The 19,263-nt window shown below is 62.1% G+C and carries 23 protein-coding genes; 13 read left to right on the forward strand and 10 right to left on the reverse strand.

What is annotated here, in order from left to right; all coding sequences use genetic code 11:
• Positions 1-8: 8 nt before the first annotated feature.
• Both NKJ35_RS19680 and NKJ35_RS19685 read left to right on the forward strand, forming a co-directional pair.
• Complete coding sequence (locus NKJ35_RS19680) at positions 9-809, forward strand: ATP-binding cassette domain-containing protein (protein WP_352649253.1); 801 nt, start codon at positions 9-11, stop codon at positions 807-809.
• A gap of 129 nt (positions 810-938) precedes the next feature.
• On the forward strand, positions 939-2,561 hold the full coding sequence (locus NKJ35_RS19685) for a CHASE domain-containing protein (protein ID WP_352649254.1): 1,623 nt from the start codon (positions 939-941) through the stop codon (positions 2,559-2,561).
• A gap of 97 nt (positions 2,562-2,658) precedes the next feature.
• Here NKJ35_RS19685 and NKJ35_RS19690 read toward each other — a convergent pair whose 3' ends face one another.
• From NKJ35_RS19690 to NKJ35_RS19710, 5 genes are all read right to left on the reverse strand, one after another.
• Positions 2,659-2,904 carry a YMGG-like glycine zipper-containing protein gene (locus tag NKJ35_RS19690; protein WP_006328050.1) on the reverse strand — a complete coding sequence of 82 codons (246 nt, stop codon included), beginning with the start codon at positions 2,902-2,904 and terminating at the stop codon, positions 2,659-2,661.
• 346 nt (positions 2,905-3,250) lie between these two features.
• Complete coding sequence (locus NKJ35_RS19695) at positions 3,251-3,421, reverse strand: hypothetical protein (RefSeq protein WP_352476202.1); 171 nt, start codon at positions 3,419-3,421, stop codon at positions 3,251-3,253.
• 130 nt (positions 3,422-3,551) lie between these two features.
• Positions 3,552-4,586, reverse strand: a complete 1,035-nt coding sequence (locus NKJ35_RS19700; RefSeq protein ID WP_352649255.1) for a sensor histidine kinase — start codon at positions 4,584-4,586, stop codon at positions 3,552-3,554.
• Positions 4,587-4,777: 191 nt separating this feature from the next.
• A complete protein-coding gene (locus NKJ35_RS19705) occupies positions 4,778-4,942 on the reverse strand; it encodes a DUF1328 domain-containing protein (RefSeq protein ID WP_023678541.1) in 165 nt (54 codons plus the stop codon).
• 239 nt (positions 4,943-5,181) lie between these two features.
• Positions 5,182-5,976 (reverse strand): response regulator, encoded by a 795-nt coding sequence (locus tag NKJ35_RS19710; protein WP_352476204.1) that lies wholly within the window; start codon positions 5,974-5,976, stop codon positions 5,182-5,184.
• Between the two features lie 215 nt (positions 5,977-6,191).
• Here NKJ35_RS19710 and NKJ35_RS19715 point away from each other — a divergent pair, with 215 nt between their 5' ends.
• Both NKJ35_RS19715 and NKJ35_RS19720 read left to right on the forward strand, forming a co-directional pair.
• A complete protein-coding gene (locus tag NKJ35_RS19715) occupies positions 6,192-6,395 on the forward strand; it encodes a NepR family anti-sigma factor (protein WP_352649256.1) in 204 nt (67 codons plus the stop codon).
• 3 nt (positions 6,396-6,398) lie between these two features.
• Positions 6,399-6,950, forward strand: a complete 552-nt coding sequence (locus NKJ35_RS19720; protein WP_023678544.1) for a sigma-70 family RNA polymerase sigma factor — start codon at positions 6,399-6,401, stop codon at positions 6,948-6,950.
• A gap of 29 nt (positions 6,951-6,979) precedes the next feature.
• Here NKJ35_RS19720 and NKJ35_RS19725 read toward each other — a convergent pair whose 3' ends face one another.
• Entirely contained in the window at positions 6,980-7,300 is a 321-nt protein-coding gene (locus NKJ35_RS19725; protein WP_502904653.1) for a response regulator, read from the reverse strand.
• A 283-nt stretch (positions 7,301-7,583) separates the two neighbouring features.
• Between NKJ35_RS19725 and NKJ35_RS19730 the strand changes: the two genes are divergently transcribed.
• Positions 7,584-7,910, forward strand: coding sequence for an ElaB/YgaM/YqjD family protein (locus NKJ35_RS19730; RefSeq protein WP_254816582.1), 327 nt, complete (start codon positions 7,584-7,586; stop codon positions 7,908-7,910).
• A gap of 10 nt (positions 7,911-7,920) precedes the next feature.
• Positions 7,921-8,400, forward strand: coding sequence for a hypothetical protein (locus NKJ35_RS19735; protein ID WP_352476207.1), 480 nt, complete (start codon positions 7,921-7,923; stop codon positions 8,398-8,400).
• Positions 8,401-8,456: 56 nt separating this feature from the next.
• On the opposite strand, the gene NKJ35_RS19740 is transcribed toward NKJ35_RS19735, so the two are convergent.
• A complete protein-coding gene (locus tag NKJ35_RS19740; RefSeq protein WP_352649258.1) occupies positions 8,457-9,983 on the reverse strand; it encodes a sensor histidine kinase in 1,527 nt (508 codons plus the stop codon).
• Positions 9,984-10,126: 143 nt separating this feature from the next.
• Between NKJ35_RS19740 and NKJ35_RS19745 the strand changes: the two genes are divergently transcribed.
• Positions 10,127-10,300: a hypothetical protein gene (locus NKJ35_RS19745; RefSeq protein ID WP_352649259.1), complete on the forward strand. Its 174-nt coding sequence runs from the start codon at positions 10,127-10,129 to the stop codon at positions 10,298-10,300.
• Between the two features lie 59 nt (positions 10,301-10,359).
• Here the strand turns inward: NKJ35_RS19745 and NKJ35_RS19750 are convergent, their stop codons facing one another.
• Positions 10,360-11,280 carry a diacylglycerol/lipid kinase family protein gene (locus NKJ35_RS19750; protein ID WP_352649260.1) on the reverse strand — a complete coding sequence of 307 codons (921 nt, stop codon included), beginning with the start codon at positions 11,278-11,280 and terminating at the stop codon, positions 10,360-10,362.
• Between the two features lie 254 nt (positions 11,281-11,534).
• Between NKJ35_RS19750 and NKJ35_RS19755 the strand changes: the two genes are divergently transcribed.
• A complete protein-coding gene (locus NKJ35_RS19755; RefSeq protein WP_352649261.1) occupies positions 11,535-12,893 on the forward strand; it encodes a PRC-barrel domain-containing protein in 1,359 nt (452 codons plus the stop codon).
• Positions 12,894-12,944: 51 nt separating this feature from the next.
• Here NKJ35_RS19755 and NKJ35_RS19760 read toward each other — a convergent pair whose 3' ends face one another.
• Positions 12,945-14,537, reverse strand: a complete 1,593-nt coding sequence (locus NKJ35_RS19760) for an alkaline phosphatase family protein (RefSeq protein WP_352649262.1) — start codon at positions 14,535-14,537, stop codon at positions 12,945-12,947.
• A 209-nt stretch (positions 14,538-14,746) separates the two neighbouring features.
• On the opposite strand from NKJ35_RS19760, the gene NKJ35_RS19765 reads away from it, so the two are divergent.
• From NKJ35_RS19765 to NKJ35_RS19780, 4 genes are all read left to right on the forward strand, one after another.
• Positions 14,747-15,679 (forward strand): VOC family protein, encoded by a 933-nt coding sequence (locus tag NKJ35_RS19765; protein ID WP_352649263.1) that lies wholly within the window; start codon positions 14,747-14,749, stop codon positions 15,677-15,679.
• A 10-nt stretch (positions 15,680-15,689) separates the two neighbouring features.
• On the forward strand, positions 15,690-16,325 hold the full coding sequence (locus NKJ35_RS19770; RefSeq protein ID WP_352649264.1) for an alpha/beta hydrolase: 636 nt from the start codon (positions 15,690-15,692) through the stop codon (positions 16,323-16,325).
• Positions 16,318-16,617 carry a GNAT family N-acetyltransferase gene (locus NKJ35_RS19775; RefSeq protein WP_352476216.1) on the forward strand — a complete coding sequence of 100 codons (300 nt, stop codon included), beginning with the start codon at positions 16,318-16,320 and terminating at the stop codon, positions 16,615-16,617. Before NKJ35_RS19770 ends, NKJ35_RS19775 begins: the two co-directional genes overlap by 8 nt.
• A 186-nt stretch (positions 16,618-16,803) precedes the next feature.
• Positions 16,804-17,862 carry a dipeptidase gene (locus NKJ35_RS19780; protein WP_352476217.1) on the forward strand — a complete coding sequence of 353 codons (1,059 nt, stop codon included), beginning with the start codon at positions 16,804-16,806 and terminating at the stop codon, positions 17,860-17,862.
• A 42-nt stretch (positions 17,863-17,904) separates the two neighbouring features.
• Here the strand turns inward: NKJ35_RS19780 and NKJ35_RS19785 are convergent, their stop codons facing one another.
• Complete coding sequence (locus NKJ35_RS19785) at positions 17,905-18,165, reverse strand: hypothetical protein (RefSeq protein ID WP_352649265.1); 261 nt, start codon at positions 18,163-18,165, stop codon at positions 17,905-17,907.
• Positions 18,166-18,518: 353 nt separating this feature from the next.
• Here NKJ35_RS19785 and betI point away from each other — a divergent pair, with 353 nt between their 5' ends.
• Positions 18,519-19,214 carry a transcriptional regulator BetI gene (betI, locus tag NKJ35_RS19790; RefSeq protein WP_352649347.1) on the forward strand — a complete coding sequence of 232 codons (696 nt, stop codon included), beginning with the start codon at positions 18,519-18,521 and terminating at the stop codon, positions 19,212-19,214.
• Positions 19,215-19,263: the final 49 nt, after the last annotated feature.

Genomic DNA, 19,263 nt, shown 5'->3' on the forward strand with positions numbered 1-19,263 from the left:
GAACGATCATGGCCGACAAGACCGCTCCCACGGGCACGCCGCTGATCGACATGCGCAACATCTCGATCGCCTTCGGCGGCATTCGCGCCGTCGACGATGCTTCGGTCGATCTTTTCCCGGGCGAGGTGATGGCTTTGCTCGGCCACAACGGTGCCGGCAAATCGACGTTGATAAAAATCCTGTCCGGCGCCTATAAGCGCGATGCGGGCCAGATTTTTGTCAACGGCGAGGAGGCTTCGATCTCCAACCCCCGCGACGCCAAGAAGTACGGCATCGAGACGATCTATCAGACGCTGGCGCTGGCCGACAATGTCGATGCGGCCGCCAACCTTTTTCTCGGCCGCGAGCTAATGACCGGCTGGGGTACGCTCGACGACGTCGCCATGGAGGCCGAGGCGCGCAAGGTGATGGGCAGGCTCAATCCGCGTTTCCAACGCTTCAAGGAGCCGGTGGTAAAGCTTTCGGGCGGCCAGCGGCAGTCGGTGGCGATCGCCCGCGCCATCCTGTTCAATGCTCGCATCCTGATCATGGACGAGCCGACGGCGGCACTCGGGCCGCAAGAGACGGCGCAGGTCGGCGAACTGGTCAAGCAGCTCAAGGCCGACAGCATCGGCATCTTCCTGATCAGCCATGATATTCACGACGTGTTCGAGCTTGCCGACCGTGTCTGCGTCATGAAGAACGGTCGGGTTGTCGGCACGGCGCGCACAACCGACGTCACCCAGGACGAAGTGCTCGGCATGATCATCCTCGGCAAGTGCCCACCCGGCGCCATTCCGGGGCCGGGCGCGCTGAAGATCGCCGCATGAACGAGAATTAGCCGGCTAATCACAAGCCGCCAAAATGTGCCAGCCGTCACCATGCTTTGGCTTGGCCATTGTGTTGGCGTCGGGACTTGCCCATAAAGATGCCGAACCGTCCACGGGACGTATCAGCAATTGAAGAAGCTGTTTCCGACCGTCGCTTTTATCGCCGTCGCGCTGATCAGCCTGACGATGGCGGGCTTTGCCTATTTTGCCACCCAGGAGGCGGCCCGCATAAAATTCGAGGCGACGGCGGACGACGCGCTTAACCGGATCGAAAGCCGCATCGACCTGGACCTGTCGCTGCTGCGCTCAACGCGAGCGCTGTTCGACGCGCGCAATGGCGGTATCTCGCAAGGCGAGTTCAAGGCTTTCTTCAACGCGCTCGACATCGACAATAATTTCGCCGGCCTGCGCGGCATCGGTTTCCTCCGCCTGGCGAAAACTGGCAACGAGGCGGCGGTCGAGCGCGACATCCTGCACGATCACGGCGCAAGCCATCCGATCTACCCCGACACGAACTTACCGTGGCGTACGCCCATCGTGCTGTTCGAACCGCTGGATCTGTCCAACCAATCCAGCATCGGCTACGACATGTTCACCGGGCCGGCGCGGCGCGAGGCGATCGAAAAGGCGATGGCCGACGATCAGCAGCACGCCAGCGGGCTCGTGCAGCTCGGCAAGGATACGGGTGCCGCGCAGACCTTTACCGGGTTCCTCGTCTTCGTCCGGCTCAATGTCGAAACCGCGCCGGACGCCGTGAACGCGACGAGATCCTCGACTGCCGGCTTCCTTTATGCGGCCTTCCGCGCCCGTGACCTGTTCCAGGCTGCGCTCAGTCGGGCACCATTGCTGCCGGTCAACACCGAGATCTATGACGGCACAGTTGACAGCGACAACCTGCTGTTCCAATCGGAGACGCCGCCTGTTTCGAGCCTCGGCGACAGGCTGCTGGTCACCCGCAAGATCACGGTCGCCGGGCGGCCGTGGGTCGTCCTGTTCAGGCCGACAAGTGCTTTCTCGCAACCTTCCTCGCGCGCCATCCCAGTGATGCTCGGATTGTTCGGACTGCTGCTTGCGGGCGCCATCGCGCTGGTGGCCCGCTATCAGGAGCGGGCCTATGAGGCGATCTCGCTGCTTCACGAAACGACCGAAAAGAGCCTGCTGGAAAAAGACCTGATGCTGCAGGAGATGAAGCATCGCATCAAGAACTCGATCACGCGGGTGCTGGCAATCGCGCGCCAGACAGCATCGCACACCACCGACGTCCAGGAATTCTCGGCTTCTTTCTCGGCCCGGCTGCAGGCGATGGCGGCTTCCCAGGACATGCTGACGCGCTCACGCTGGCAGAAAGCCGATCTCGGCGACCTGCTGCGCATCGAGCTAGGCCAGGTGTTCGGCAGTGAGCTTCCTGAAGGGCTGCTGTCGGGACCGCAGGTTCTTCTCGATGAAAAGACGACGCAGGCACTCGGCCTCGTCTTTCACGAACTGGCGACGAACGCGCTGAAGCATGGCGAAGCCGGCAATTCAGTCGGTGCGCTGAAGGTCGACTGGTCGCTCGAAGGAGGTAGCGGCGCCCGGACATTGGCTCTCAACTGGCGCGAGGCCGGTCAGAAGAAGCTCGCGACACCGGCAAAGAGCGGTTTTGGCACCAGACTGATCGATCTCAACGTCACACGCGAATTGCGTGGCACAATCAGGCGCGATTTTCGCGAAGATGGTTTGAACGTGGAAATCAGGGTTCCGCTGCCGGCCTGAAACGCCTCTCGTGGGCCGCGTCGCAACAGCGCTTCAAAGGGCAAACGCGGAGACAGGTGGCCTGCCTCCGCGTTTGCTGTTCGCCTGGAGCTCGAAACTAGTTGCAGCGAGCTGTGTAAATCCGGCCGTGACGATCTCTGTATTGGCAGTAGCCATTTTGCAGACGGCGAACCAGCAGACCGCCAATCGCACCGGCGCCGGCGCCGATCAAAGCGCCCTTGCCGCCGCCGACAGCGCCACCAATGAGCGCGCCGCCCACAGTGCCGATACCCACGTTCTCTTCCGTGGTGGTGCAGCCGCTGACCGCAACCACGGCAACCATGGCAATAATCATCTTCCGCATGGAGTCATCCTCACTTTTGTCCTCACTTTAATAAGCTCCAGCCGCCATTTAGCATGAAAGTTCGGCCTTTGCCCGCACGATTTCATTGTTGATTAAGATAGTCTTTTTCGGGGCGTGCGCCGTTCGATGCTACCACGAACCCGGAAATCTCCAAGGACGCATCGAGCGTGCCGCTGGGACGCACGTTCCAGACGATCCTGTCACAGTCGTCCCTCGAGCTCCGGATCGACGGCAAGGCATCTGGCGACGAGATGTTGGGCCTGGCCCTGCAGGTCGGTGACCGCGAACGGGCACGGCCGAGTACTCGGGCAGTGGTTTCAAAGCGATCAAGCAGAGGCGAACTCGATCAGATCAGCTGGGACGCTGCGGTCAGGACGATCGCGGCCATAAGCGCGACGGCGGCGAAGCGGAGGGGCGAAGCACGAGGCGCGGGCGCTGCGGACGCTTCGGGATCCTGAAAACCGCCCATCGAGACACGAGCGGCCTGTTCCAGTCTGTTCAAGTCGGCAGCCGTCAAGGCCCATTCCTTTCATTTTGTGCCAAACTCAATCGATGGATCGACACGTGGGACAGGATCGGACTTTATGGTGAACAGTCGGTTAAAGTTTGCGATGCGCAGAAGCCTTCTCGCGGCGGCGGCTGCTCGTTCAATCCGTCTCGAAATTGCCGTGAGGAACGACAAGGCGGTATTCGAGGCGGTTCCCGGTGATCTCAAGTGTCGCCGTTCCATTCAACGATGTGGGTACGACGCGTTCAAGCGCGACGCTGCCAAAACGCTTCTCGCTGCGCTGATTGTCATTGGCTCCGATCGCCTCTGCCCATGTCAGCGACAGCGCAGGCTCGCCAGCGGAAGCTGCCGTCAGATCCGCCGTCACCTCGACGAAACCGTCGCTGCGCGACAGCGCGCCATAGCTGACCGAATTGAGGGCGAGCTCATGCATGGCCAAGCCGATGTGCAAGGCGGCATTGGGGTTGAGATATGGATTTGCGCCGCGGAAACGCAGGCTGTGTACGGGGTCCGCGCCGTACCTGCCGACCTGACCGGAAACCAGCTCGCGCAGCGCTGCGCCCCGCCAGTTGGATGACGTGACCAGGTCCTGCGAGGAGGCCAGCGACTGCAATCGGCCCCGGAAACGCGTCAGGAAATCGTCAATGCTGCCGGAATAACGGCCCGTCTGGGTGGCAATGCTCTGGATGATGGCCAAAAGGTTCTTGGAGCGATGACTGACTTCACGCAGCAGCGCCTTCAGCGTCTGCTCCCGGCGTTTCTGCTCGGTTGTTTCGACCATCGTGGTCACGATGCCCTGCACCGCGCCGGTGTCGCTGCGGTCGGCGTCGATCCACACCTGAAACCAGCGGGCGCCATCATCGGCCGGCACGCTGAGTTCGAGATGTTGAGGATTGCCGGAGACGATGACGTCGTGCTTGGCAGCGCCGATACGCTCTGCCTGCGCCGGCGGCAAGATGCCGTTGTTGTCGGAGGCAGCGGAAGTCCATGGTGCGCGCATGTTGCGCGCCCACACAGTTTTCATCTCGCGATCTTGGTATAGAACGGAAACCCCGGCATTGTGCAAAGCGTGAAGAAGGGCTCGGCCAAGCTGCATTCCGCTTTCGGCGGGATGCGGAGCGATAATCTCATCACTCTGGCCGCGGTCTTTCATTTTTCCGACTCTGGAACGCATCGGTCAATTTGCTCAACCCACGTCGGGCTGAACGGCTCAGGGAAAAATGGGTTCCAAAAGGAGGAGCTGCGGATCAAGCCCTAAAAAGCGGTCCGCCGAGCGGCATCCCGTTGGAGGACACTGCCCGGCGGTGGCTGGAAACCGTTTGAGGGGTGCGGCTTCCAGTGTTCGCTTGAATGGCCGCTTCGCATTCACGCCCGTCTGATCAGGCCGGCAATTAGCGATATGATCAGGAAGGCGAGAAAGATGAAGAACAATATCTGCGCTATGCCGGCCGAGGTGCCAGCGATGCCGCCGAAACCAAGCGCACCGGCGATAATCGCCACGACTAGAAATACGAGCGCCCAGTAAAGCATGATCCATCTCCTTCCAATGCTGCGGTGAAAACGTGATTCGCCTCTGTTTGTTCCACCATTTCCCGAAAAAGACGATGCTGAAAATCGTTGCGGCCCGAATTGCTGCGATGTGTGCGAAAAGGTCCTCGTCAGGTTCGGCAGCAGTTGGCTGTCGTGTGTTAAGCCGGCGTCACGCCCCATCTGGTCCAAGAGGAGTGGCTATCCCACACCCTGGCGGCGGCAACTCGGCCGCCCGATGTTCATGCCGCGGCTTTCGCGTGCCGGTCAAAGAACAGGGCCTGGCTGATAAGAGCCTTGACCATATCCGGGTTGAACGGCTTGGTGACGAGGAAAGCCGGTTCCGGCCGCTCGCCGGTGAGCAGGCGCTCGGGAAAGGCGGTGATGAAGATCACTGGCACCGAGGTGGACGACAGGATCTCATTGACGGCCGCGATGCCCGAACTGCCGTCGGCAAGCTGAATATCGGCAAGCACCATCTTTGGCCGCGTCTTGCCGAACATCGCCACCGCCTCGGCGTGGGTGCGCGCCGTTCCGACGACGCGGTGGCCGAGGCTTTCGACCATTTCCTCGATATCCATGGCGATCAGCGGCTCATCCTCGATGATCAGCACATCGGTTGCCACCTGGCGGGAGATCTCGTTGCTCGCCTGCGCGAGAAGTTCGGAGAATTCCTGTTCGTCGACGTCGAGAATCTCCGCCGCCTCGTCTTCGCTGAAGCCTTCGACCGCGACCAGCAGAAAGGCTTGGCGGGGACGAGGCGCAATTGCATTCAGATTGGCCGCGGCACGCTGTTCCCATGCCGACTGGGCATGCTCCTGCGGAACGCGAATGGCCACTGAGGTGAAGAGCTTGGCAAAGACCTTGTAGAGCGCGATGCGGTCGTTCGATGCGTTCGGAAAGATGTCGACATCGGCAATGATGGCCTCGAGCATTGCGGCGACCAGCGCGTCGCCGCTCTCCTGCGATCCGGATACAGCGCGCGAGAAGCGGCGCAGGAACGGCAGGTGCGGAGCGATGGTTGCTGATAGGCTCATATTGGACGTCTCCCTCATATGACGTGATGCAGGTTACAGCTAAAAACGGTTCGCAGGGCCCAGAGTTGAAAACGCAGGTTCTGCGAAAAAGTTCCGATCATGCGGAACTAAGTATATGGGCTGGCGTTTAAGGGCGGGTTGGGCAACCAGACAAGGCTGCCGCTTGCCTTGCGTTATGTGTTGAAGGGCGGCTTAAGGCTGGGACAAAAGGGCGAATGAAGAACATGACGAAAGCTACCATGGGTGGCGTTGGCAACGGGCGCCGGGCTGTTTCCCGCGACCCGCTTGGGCCGAACTCGGAAATCGGCCGCAAACTCAAACAATACTACGACGAGCTGGTCTCCGACAATGTGCCGGATCGCTTCGCCCAACTGCTCAGCCAGTTGGAAAAGGCCGAACCTGTACAAAAGAAGGACTGAGGCATGGCGGCCGTCTCCCAGGGCTTCAAGACCGACTTGCTCGGCTCGATCCCGAGCCTGCGGGCTTTTGCCGTGTCGCTGACGCAAAACGCCGACAAGGCCGACGACCTGGTGCAGGAAACATTGGTCAAGGCCTGGGACAAGCATGAAAGCTTCCAGCCCGGCACCAATCTGAAGGCATGGCTGTTCACGATCTTGCGCAACGAATTCTATTCGCAGATGCGCAAGCGCGGCCGCGAGGTGCAGGATAGCGATGGTGTCATGACGGCCAGGCTTGCCGTTCACCCGGCCCAGCACGGCCAGCTTGACCTCGAAGACTTTCGCGGCGCGCTCGAATTGCTGCCAGAAGACCAGCGCGAAGCCATTATCCTCATCGGCGCGTCGGGCTTCTCCTACGAGGAAGCGGCCGAGATCTGCGGCTGCGCCGTCGGAACGATCAAGAGCCGCGTCAGCCGCGCCCGCACACGGCTGCAGGAAATCCTGAAGATCTCCGGTGAAGACGAGTATGGCCCGGACGCAATTTCGGCTCAGGTAACCGGGTCGACGGCTGCGTGAAGCGCGGCGTGTTCGAACCGCTCCGCGCCTCAGCGGAGAGGCGTTCGCCTGCAGGCCGCCGCCACTGCCTCGACGAGATCGTCTCCCGAATAGGGCTTGGTGACCAGTCTGACGCCGGGAAAGGATTTCTTGATCTCGTTCGTATCCGAATAGCCGGAGGCGAAGACGAACGGGATGCCCGCTTCACGCAGCCGCGAAGCAAATTGGAGCGTCGAAACGCCGGTCAGCATGAGGTCGACTATGGCCACATCGAACTGCGCGGCAACGTCTTGCTGTTCGATCTCAGTCAGATCACGGGCGATGACCACATTGAGCGCGCCGTAGTCGCGGCAAAGCTGCTCGATATCCATGGCAATCAGGAACTCATCTTCCAGGATAAGAATCCGCAAACCGTCAAGTGATGCGCGCACGCAGCAATATCTCCTTAAATGCGTATCGTGAAACGAGGGAAGTCATGATCGTTATTTGGCATGCTGTCATTTAAAAAAGACGTGCCGGCGCGGATGCGTCGGCCTCGGCCCATGCAAGGCATTTGCAACGCGCGCTGCCGGAGATAGGGTTAGAAGAGGTTCGCGCCGGAACCTTGGGGTCTGTCGGGCGTTTCGACCGAGCAAAATCATGGAGAGCGAAGCAATGGCGACTGCCGCAGGTAAGGCCGGGAACGAAGCCCGCACGAATTCCGATATTGAGGCCGACATCGCACAATTGAAGGCCGACATCGATCAACTTACCAAGCTGTTGGCCAAAACTGGCGAACATGGCTACGGGGCAGCGCGGCGAGTCGCCGCCGAAAGCGTCGAGCAGTTGCGAACCCAGGGCGAGGCAGCCTTCGATAGCTTGCGCACCAACGCCAGGGACATCGAGGCGCAGATGATAGCGCATATGCGCGAAAAACCGGTGACTTCGCTGGCGATCGCCGCAGGCGTCGGATTCCTCTTCGCGCTTCTCGCGCGCCGCTAGTTCTGCACGCATGGGAATGCTTGCATCGCTGATCTCGGGCCTTGCCTCGGGCGAAACCATTGCGGCGGTGCAGCGCGTGCGCGTCGCTGCGATTGTCTATTCGGTCGCAGCGCTCGCGGCGCTGTGCGGCCTCGGCTTCCTCGTCGGGGCGGCCTATATCTGGGTGGCGGCACGCTATGGGCCGATGGCAGCTTGCCTGAGCTTCGGGATCGGATTTCTGGCAATCGCCGGTCTCATCCTGCTCGTCTACCGCATGTCGGCCGGCTCGCGCGCCAGGCGCCGGGCGAAGCGACGCAACGCCGACATTAAGGCTATCGGCATCACTGCGGCACTCGCCGTGCTGCCGGCGCTGCTCAAGGGCAAAGGTGGCCTGGCGAAGGGCGGGTTGGGCGCCATTCTCGGCCCGGCGATAGCACTCGCTGCCTACGCCATCTACCGCGAGAACGTGAAGCGCGGCTCGGATGATCCGGATACCGGCAAACGCGAATAGTTCGGAGGGGATAGTTCGGGGCAAACGATTCTGGCGCCGGTCGCAAAATGCCGGCGTCACAAATCTTCGAGCGGAATCGATATTTCGGCGACAACGCCATCCGGCCGGAATTCATGGGTCACCTCGCTGGAAATGACCTTGGCCAGGCTGCGGCGGATCAGGATCGAGCCGAAGCCATGGCGTTCGGGCGGCGCAACCCGCGGTCCGCCGCTTTCGCGCCAGGCCAGCAACAGACGCCGTGCACCCTTCCTCCCTTGTACCTTCCAATCGAGATCGACCTTTCCGGAAGAAACCGAGAGCGACCCGTATTGCAGTGCGTTGCTTGCCAGTTCATGCAGGATCAGCCCGAGCCCGACTGCCTGGTCGGGTGAGAGCAAGACATCGGCGCCGGAGATCGCCATCCGCGATTGTCCGGCGGCTTGGAACGGCTTTACCTCGATCTGCACCAGCTCGCGGATGCCGATGCCCCGCCACTCGCGGTCCGACAGCAGGCTGTGCGCAACGCCCAGTGCCTGCAGCCTGGCACTGAAGGCGCCGAGGAATTCGCTTGGCTGGCGGGCATGGCGAACGGTCTGCGTGGCCAGCGCCTGTACAGTTGCCAACGTGTTCTTGACGCGATGATTGAGCTCGCGCAGCAACAGCCGTTGGCGTTCGTCGCCTAGCTTGCGTTCAGTGATGTCGTAATTGACGCCGAAGATCAGCGTCGGCTTGCCCTCGCCGTCGCGCTCTATGACGCGGCCGCGCGTTGCGATCCATCGTGGCGGATCGAGGCCTCTGACACGGTATTCGCCAAAATAGTCATCGCTGCCGGTCAGCGCGTCGCGAAAACGTGTTTCGGTCTGGTGAACGTCGCGCGGGTCGATGGCGGTCAGGATGTCGCGCGCCCTCAGCCTGTTCGACTTCGGCAGGTTGAACAATTCGGGCAGCAGGACGTCGCACTCGATCATGTCGCTGCGGATATCCCATGCCCAGCTGGCAAGCGAAGCCGCATCGAGCGCGATAGCGCGCCGCTTTTCCTCTCGAACCAATGCGGCCTTGGCGATCGCCGCGCTGCGGGTTGCATCCTTCAGCGTGAACAGGCTGGCGGCGAGCCCAGCGAGCGCCGACAACTGGTCGAGCTGGACAGAGGAGGGATGTGCGTGCGGCTTCCGGTCGAGCACGCACAGCGTGCCGATCAGCGCGCCGTCGATCATGATCGGCACGCCTGCGTAAAAGCGGATATGATGCTCGCCGGTGACCAGCGGATTGGCTTTGAACCGCGGATCGGCCGCCGCGTCGGCCACCACCATCGGCACGTTGCCGGCTGCGATGGCATAGGCACAGAACGATGTCTCGGTTGCGGTTTCGGTCTGGTCGAGGCCGATACAGGACTTGAACCACTGCCGCTCGGCGTCGACCAGCGTGATCAGTGCGACAGGCGTTTGCATCGCCGAAGCGGCAAGACCACCGATACGATCGAAATCAGGGTCGGCAGCCCTGTCCAGCGCGTCGAGGCCGTGCAGCACGGCAAGACGGTCCGCGGCGCCCACCACACGGCGAATATCGGCCGGCAGGCCCGGCGTGTTCTGGCTATTGTCGTCCACTATGCCCCCAGTGGCCGGCTCTGATTGATCAGGCCAACCGGCCCGTTTGCCGCCTTGCAGAGCCGGAACTTTCGCTGCGGGGGACCGTTACCAGCCAACGCCCCGCCAGTTACGCCTGCCGGCGCCAAATATGGAGCCAGACAATGCCAAAAACCATTCCTGAAAACACAGCCCGTCAAGGGCGGCGGGGTCGGCATGTCCTTCGTATCCTGATCGCCGCGCTGTTGCTGGCTTTTATCGCCTGGGGCGTCGCCGAAATCTACGGCTGGATGATCGAGACGCCGAAGACCGAACAGGGCAACACGCCCAGCGGCTAGGTTCTCCCCATCGCTCGTGCCAGCTCGCATCACGCAACCCCACATCACGGTACCCCACGTCAGGCAACCTTTGCCTCGGCGGCGCGCGCCGGGACGAGAACATTCAACGCGCGCGGATGGATTTCGACGGTCGTCTCGCGATCGAGCTTTACCAGTTCGCCGTCCATGACGGCCTGAACTTTCCTGTTCGTCGAATGGATTTTCAAAACGGCGCGGTTTGCCTGATGGATTTCGACATGCTCGTTGCCGCGCCATTTCCCACGGGCGACGTCAAAGAGGAACCTGATCAATTCGCCGCGCCGCCGTGCCACGGTGACATAGATGCCCAGCACGCCGCCTGCCGGATCATCGGCATAGGGCAGGTGGCCCTCGCCAAACAGATTGTTGGTGATGCCGATACCGGTGATCCGGGTTTTGATCTCGGCCTCGCCGATCGTCAGCGTTACGTTCATTGCCGGTGGGTTGTTGATCGTTGCCCAAGCGGCTCGCACCGAGGCACGCATCTTCCCCAGCCGCGAGCCGAATTCCATCTTCTGGCGCAGTTGCACCATCCTGGCATGCATTCCGATCGAGAATTGATGCACGAAAGGCCGGCCGTTGGCTGTTGCAATGTCAATCGCTATCACCTCGCCGTCGGCAAACGATTTCAGCGCCGCATCGAGGGTCTGCGGAATACCGAGGCCGCGCGCAAAAAGGTTCATTGTGCCAGCCGGCAGAATTGCCAGCGCCTTCTCCCCATTCATCAAACGGGCTGCCGCGGCCGAAATGGTGCCGTCGCCGCCGCCGGCCAGCACGGCGTCGATGCCGCGCCTGGAAGCTACGCCGTCCAGTGTGGCGACGATATCCTTGCCGGCAACGATTTCGATATCGATCGAGTGGCCGGCAGTCTCAAGCGTGCTGCGCATCCGACTGGCGAAGGCCTCAATATCGATGGTGCGCAGGGTGCCGCCGTCCTTGTTCAGCACCGCTGCAAACCGCATGGCCGTTCCATTTTTTCCAGCACCTATCCGGCCGGGACGGGGTCCCAGCCGGGAGTGGAACGGCGCGGCCGAGAAAATGTTCCTTTCGACCAGCGCGGTGAATCCGAGAACCATAGACATCGTACCGGGTGCACCACGGCTTTTTTCGGAACAACAGTGTGGTCACAACGTTGTGAACATGCAGAAGACGCTGCGCCCGCAGTGACGCCAGGCGGGCAGGGCGTGCACGAAATCACCGACGAGGAGACACTAAGATGATCCGCACCCTTTTAACCACGACAGCAGTCGCAACATTGATTGCGACGGGTGCCTTTGCGCAGTCGGCGACGACCCCGGCGCCGGCGCAACCACCCGCAGCAGAGAACCCCGCTCCAGCCGCTCCGGTGCAACGGGCCGAGGGCAGCCTTGCTACCAACATCATCGGCGAATCCGTCTATAACGGCACCGGCGCCGATGCCCAGAATATCGGCAACGTCAGCGACATCGTCTTCGACGAGCGCGGCGAGGTAAAATCCGTCGTCATCGGCGTCGGCGGATTCCTAGGCATCGGAACCAAGAATGTCGCCTTCGACTACGGCAAGATGCAATGGGCAGAAAAGAACGGCGACCGCTGGCTGATAGCTCAGACGACGAAGGATGAGTTGACGGCTCAGCCGGATTTCGACCGGAAGCCTTACGATCCGCCTCCGCCGCCAGCTTCGGCCGATAATGCGGCACCCGCCGCCCCTTCGGCTTCGACCAGCGCGCAGAATACAACGCCAGCGCCTGCCGCGCCGGCTGAGCCAGTGAAGCGCGCCGAAGGCAATCTCGCCACCAATATCATCGGCGAGACCGTCTATAACGGCACCGGCGACGACGCCCAAAACATCGGCGACGTAAACGACATCGTCATCAACAAGGAAGCCAAAGCGCAATCGCTGATCATCGGCGTCGGCGGCTTCCTCGGCATCGGCGAAAAGAACGTCGCCTATGATTTCGACAAGGCGCAGTGGGCCGAGAGGAACGGCGATCGCTGGCTGGTCGCGCAAACCACCAAGGAAGAGCTGCAGGCGCAGCCGGACTTCAACCGCAAGGCCTATGATCCGGCCCCGGCATCCACTGCTTCGAACGATGCCAATGCGCCTGCCACCGTCACGCCTACCGTGATGGCCAGCAACACCGCGTCGACCAACAACACTGCGACGACCAATAACGCCGACCAGGCCGGCAAGACGGCTCAAAACGCCCCAGCGCCCGCAACGGCCGACCAGACCAAGACCGGGTCGATCGACAAGTCGACGTTGACTGAAATGCCGATCGGCCAGATCCGGGCCGAGGATCTGGTTGGAACGACCGTTTACGGCGCCAACGATGTCAACGTCGGCGAGATCGGCGATATCGTGCTGGGCGCCGATAAAAAGGTCGATGCAGTCATTATCGATGTCGGCGGGTTCCTCGGTGTCGGCGAGAAGGAGGTGGCGGTCGGCATGGACAACCTGAAATTCATGACCGACAAGAACGGCAAGCGCTATCTCTACACGAACTTCACCAAGGAGCAGCTCGAAGCGCAGGCCCCCTATGACAAGGCCAGCTATGCGCAAAACCGCGACAAACAGCGCATGATCATGCGCTAGCACCACACAGGGCGACAGATAAGCCCGCGCCGGCAACGGCGCGGGCTTTGTTTATGTCGAGGGAAAGCCGGCGACATGGCCGGCAACGCCATTGTCCGTCAATTCGGCGAGCGCCAGAGATTGGTCGAGATGCTCGGCCCGCCAGGCAAGCAGCCTTTCGGCAAGTTCCAACCGCACCGGCAGATAGGCTGGGTCGTCAGCGACGTTGGTCAGCTCGCCGGCATCTTTTTCCAGGTCGAAGAGCAAGGGCGGCAGGCCGCCCCCGAAATTCACATATTTGAACTTTTGGGTGCGGATGACGGCGAGATTGCACTGACGCGGACCGATACTGAAATAGCGTTCTGCATCACCATCGGCGATCGAGCGGAAATCGAACTCCCAATGCGCCGCATCGCGCCAATCGTCCGGCTCCGTTGCGTCCAGGAAAGGCGCCAGCGAGCGGCCGTCGAGATGCGGCAGCACTTCGCCGCCGGTGAGCTCGAGCCCAGTGAGCTCGAGCAAGGTCGGTGCCAAATCGACCGCCTCGGTGAAGCGGTCGACACTGCTGCCGGCAGCCTTGCGGCGGCGCGGATCGCGAATGATCAGCGGAATATGGAAGCTGCCGTCGAAGAAGCCGCCCTTGCCCAGCATGAAATGATCGCCCATCATCTCGGCGTGGTCTGAGGTCAGCACGATGACGGTGTCGTCCCATGCATCGGCCGCCTTGACCGCTTGCCAGACACGGCCAAGCTGCGCGTCGACCTCCGAGATCATGCCGTAATAGAGCGCCCGGATGCGGCGAAAACTATCGTCGCTCCAGTCGCGCACCTTACCCTCCGAGCCGGGGCGGAATTTCGACCGTTCCTGCCGGTCTAATTCATAGGCGAGATAGGGGTGGCTTGCTGCTTCGGCCTGCCAGCTTTCGGCGCGGTCAAAAGCTGGGCCCACGGCCGGATCGTACATGGTGTTGTAAGGCGCCGGCACGATGAAGGGCGGATGGGGGCTGATGAAGGAAAGGTGCGCGAACCACGGCGCATCGTGCTCCTGCTCGCCGACCCAGCGGATGAATTCGCCAGCCAGGAAGGCCGACGGCGTCTCATCCTTCGAATAGGCTGGCGGGGCGTTGCTGATCTCGCCGTCGTTTTCCAGGATTTCGCCCGCCGGGCGGTGGATGTCGGGGGAGCCGGCGCCGGCATCGACGCCGCGCGCCTTGAGCCATGACAGCCAGGGCCTCTGGTGCTCGGGCAGAAGCTGGCGCACGGTAAAGCCCGGCAGCACGCCTTCATAACTCTTCAGCTGCGGGTCGCCAGGCGCCAGCGTGCGCGGGTCGCGCGCGGTGTCGGTATAACCGAACAGCGTCGGATCATAGCCGAGGGCGCGCGCCCAGAGCGCTATGTTGCCGTGGCGGGCGTCGAGCGGTGTGCCGTTGCGGCAGACACGATTGTTCATCTGGTAAAGGCCGGTGTAGAGACAGGCGCGCGCCGGCGAGCAAGGTGCGGCGCCGCCATAGTGCTTCCGGAACAAAACGCCCTCGGCAGCCAGCGCGTCGGCATTCGGCGTCCTTACCACCTTGTGCCCAGCAGCTGACAGACAGCCGCCGCGCCATTGGTCGCAGGTGATCAGGAGAATGTTGGGGCGTTTTCCACTCAACCGCTGTATCCTCATGCTGGCTACATGCGTCGCTCATGGAGCGCAATTTCGGCGAGTATGCAAGCCGGTCCAGTTTGCCGAATGGTGAACAAAACCTGCTTCGTCGTTCACTTTAACAGCACAGTCTATTCTGTGTTTGCCGCCTTTGCGGCCAGGAGGCGGATGCTCATATTCGCGTGGACAGCGGCAAGGGCCGCACCGGCACAAGGAAGGGAGCCACAGATATGCTCGACCAGGTCAAAGGCCTGCATCACGTCACCTCGATGGCCAGCGATGCGCGTCAGAACAATGAATTCTTCACAGGGACGCTCGGCCTGCGGCGGGTCAAGAAAACCGTCAATTTCGACGCACCCGACGTCTACCACCTCTATTACGGCGACGAGGTCGGCACGCCCGGCTCGGTGATGACCTACTTCCCGTTCCCGAACATCGGCAAAGGCCGCCATGGAGTCGGCGAAGTCGGCACCACCGCTTATTCGGTGCCCGAGGGAACGCTCGGCTATTGGGAGAAACGGTTTGCCGAGCAAGGTGTCACCGGGCTGTCACGCGAGGAGACGTTCGGCGAGAAGCGTCTTGCGTTTGCCGGTCCCGACGGCGACGGGTTTGCGCTGGTCGAGGACAGAGCGGACAGCCGTGCGCCATGGGCCAAGGGTGGCATCCCCACCGACGAGGCGATCCGCGGCTTCCACTCGGTGTCGCTCAGGCTGAAAGATGGCGGCGCCACCGAAGAGCTGCTGAAATTCATGGGTTATGAGGAGGTCGACAAATCCGGCAACGTCAGGCGGCTGGCGGTGAAGAACGGCAACGGCGCCGATGTGGTCGATATCGAATCGCTGCCAGGGGCCGGCTTCGCCAATCTCGGCGCCGGCTCGGTCCACCATGTCGCTTTCGCCGCCGAGAACCGCGCCAAGCAGCTCGAAGTGCGCAAGGCGCTGCTCGATACAGGTTATCAGGTGACGCCAGTGATCGACCGCGATTATTTCTGGGCGATCTACTTCCGCACACCGGGCGGCGTGCTGTTCGAAGTCGCCACCAACGAGCCGGGCTTCGACCGCGACGAGGATACCGCCCATCTCGGCGAGGCGCTGAAACTGCCGTCGCAACACCAGCATTTGCGGCCCTATCTCGAGCAGCATCTGCAGAAACTGGAAGACTGAGGGCAAGGTTATGAGCAAGGATTCGTATATTCACAAGGTGCTGCCCGGTTCGCCGGGCGGACCGTTGCTCTTCGTCTTCCATGGCACTGGCGGCGACGAGGATCAGCTTCTGTCGCTTGGGCGCGATCTTGCGCCGCAAGCGACGATCGTTGCCCCGCGCGGCGATGTCTCGGAACAAGGCGCCGCACGCTTTTTTCGTCGTACCGGCGAGGGCGTTTACGACATGGGCGACCTCACGCGAGCGACGGACAAGATGGCCGGCTTCGTCAAGGCGCATGTCGAGGCGGCAAAGCCATCTTCGGTGCTAGGCCTCGGTTATTCCAACGGCGCCAACATCCTGGCCTCGGTGCTGTTTGCCGAGCCGTCGCTGTTCGACGCAACGGTGCTGATGCATCCGCTGATCCCGTTCCAGCCGGAGGTCAGGGGCAGCCTTGGCGGCAGCCGCATCCTGGTCACCGCCGGCAGGCGAGACCCGATCTGTCCGCCTAATTTGACGGCGCGGCTCGAAGCCTATTTGCGCGCCGATGGCGCCGATGTCACAGTCGAGTGGCATGACGGCGGCCATGAGGTGCGGCCGGGCGAGATCGAGGCGGCGCGGCGGTTGTTCGCCGTGGCGTCGGATGAAAGGACCGCAAGCCATGTCTGACCTATTGCCGGAGATTGAACTGGAGGACCGCGGCTCGAAGGGCCGCTACTTGCTGCGTGGGCCGGGCGGCGCCGAGGCGGAGATGACCTTCACCAAGATCGGCGAGCACCAGATCATCATCGACCATACAGAAGTGCCGGATGCGTTTCGCGGCCAGGGCGCGGGACTTCGCCTGGTCACCCGTGCCGTCGAGGATGCGCGTGCGGCGGGCAAGACGATCATCCCGCTTTGCCCGTTCGCCAATGCTCAGTTCCGCCGCCATCCGGAATGGGCGGACGTGCTGAAGCGGTAAGAGACAGCCCCTCGGTGAATGACAGGAGAAAGGGTGCGCGGCTTTACCGCGTGCCCCTTCGACCATTGGCGGCGTACAAACACAAGGCAAACATGCGGGATTTGCGCAGAGCGCCCGTCTTGCCTAAGTATTGGCAACAACCGGCTCGCCTTCTGCGGCCCGACCACTTCAACCGAATGGCCCCCCATGACCGAATCCGATCTCGTTCCCGTCTTCGACGGCCACAACGACACGCTGCTCAGGCTCTACCAGTCGAAGGATGCGGACGTCGAAAAGCTGTTCGTCGAGGGGACGCCGGGTGGCCATATCGACCTGCCGCGCGCGAAGAAAGGCGGATTTGCCGGCGGCATGTTCGCGATCTTCCCGCCGCCTGCCGAGAAATCCAAACGCGGTGCGGTGCCGCTGGCGCCGAGCGACAGCGAGCCCTTGCCGCCCGAGGTTCCGCGCGCCGATGCGCTCAACTCCACCGTAGCGATGGCCTCGATCCTGTTCAGGCTGGAGCGGGCTTCGGCGCTTACCGTCTGCCGCAGCGCCGGCGATGTGAGGAAGGCGATGGCGCAAGGCTCGATTGCGGCGGTGTTTCATATCGAAGGGGTCGAGGCGATCGACCCTGAGCTCACCCTGCTCGACGTTCTCCACGCAGCCGGCCTGCGCTCGCTCGGCATCGTCTGGAGCCGTCCCAATGCCTTCGGCCACGGCGTGCCGTTCCGCTTCCCCTCGTCGCCCGATACAGGGCCGGGGCTGACCGATGCCGGTAAGGCGCTGGTGAAAGCGTGCAACCAGCTGAAGATCATGATCGATCTTTCGCATCTCAACGAAAAAGGTTTCCGCGACGTCGTCGAGATCAGTGACGCACCGCTGGTCGCGACCCATTCAAACGTGCACGCGATCTGCGGCCATTCGCGCAACCTCACCGAATGGCAGCTCGGCGCGATCCGCGACTCCGGCGGCATGGTCGGGCTGAACTTCGCCACCGGGTTCCTGCGTGAGGACGGCAGGATGAACGCCGACACCAGCCTCGACATCATGGTGCGCCATGTCGATTCACTACTGCAGGCGCTGGGCGAAGACGGCGTCGGCCTGGGCTCGGATTTCGACGGCGCTATGATCCCGGCCGTGATAGGCGACGTTGCCGGCCTGCCAAGATTGCTCGACGCTTTCGCGGCACGCGGCTTCGGGCGCGCGCTGATCGAGAAGATCGCCTATCGCAACTGGCTCGGCATCTTGGAGAAGACCATCGGCTAAGCGGGTGATGCCGGCTTATCCGGAACACAGTTTGGAGGCGGACTATTCGAAACCCATGCGTTTAAGCCAGTCCTGGCCAATGCCGCGGTCGCGGATGATCGGCAGCGGATCGGTCGAATCCAGCCTCGCACAAATGCGGTAGACCTCCAGCGTTTCAGCCCTCATCTCGCCGCGCTTGTAGAAGAACATGGCCGCGGCATAGCGGGTGCGGCCCGACCATTTTTCGCCGAGCGGAGTGTTGACCAGCTGCCACTGTTCGGCGGCTTCGGCGTCGATTTCGTGACTGTCGATGTCGTCGGCCATATTCAGAAATCCGCAGGCGGATTGGCAGTGCGGCGGCCGAGCTTGATGACCAGCCGCGGCACCAGTTTGGCACGCTTCAGCAGCTTTTGATATTGCAGCTCGCGCCTGGCGTAGATCTCGACCCAAGGTCCGCTGCAGGCGGACTCGGCGGCGCTGATCTGGTCCGCGTGCCGGGATCGCTGCCTTTCGCCGATGGCGCCTTCGACGTCGTTCTCTCCAAGGATGCAATCTCGACGAGAACATTCGAATATGGGCAGCCATGCAGAAGGTGCTTGACAGTGGCAAACACCGCCCCACTGATCTTCGCGGCCGAAGCCGGTCGGCTAGCCGGCGATGCTGGAGACCGTTACCCGATGAAGACAACAGAGGCGCGCGAAGCCCTCCTCGAACCGGCGCGAAAAAGCGATTCCGATAAGCGCGGCCGCAAAGCGTCGAAAGAGACAAGGCAGGTTCAACTGATCGAAGCGACTATCGATTCATTGGCCAAGCGCGGCTATTCGGAAACAACTATGGCCGACGTCGCCGACGGCGCCGGCCTGTCGCGCGGCATCGTCAATTTCCATTTCGAGAGCAAGGAGAAGCTGCTCGTCGCCACTTTGCAATACATGCATGACGAGTATTCGGTGCATTGGCGCAGCGCCTTGCAAAGGGCCGGCGATGATCCCGCCCGCCAGCTGCAGGCATTGGTGGCGGCCGATTTCGACCGCTCGATCTGCAACAAGCGGAAGCTGGCTGCCTGGTGTGCCTTCTGGGGCGAGGCCAAATCGCGACCGAAATATCAGGCGCTGAGCAGCGCACGCGATGCCGTCTACCAGAACATCTTCATCGATCTTTGCGCGGCGCTCAAGCAGAGCGGCTTCTATGCCTATGAGCCGCAAGTCATGGCGCTGGCGCTCAGCGCCATGCTGGATGGTCTGTGGCTGCATTTGATGATGGGCACCGAGGACGCCACACGCGAGACGGCGCTGCAGGCCGCGAATGAGTTCCTGTCTGCGGCATTCCCCAAGCACTATCCGAACTTCGCAGCCCGCGGTGCCAGGCCGGCGTGAACCATCAAAAAGAGGGTGGACCAGCAATGAAGACAATGATCCGGCCCCT

The organism is Mesorhizobium sp. M0136, from assembly GCF_040322515.1.
GTDB lineage: Bacteria > Pseudomonadota > Alphaproteobacteria > Rhizobiales > Rhizobiaceae > Mesorhizobium.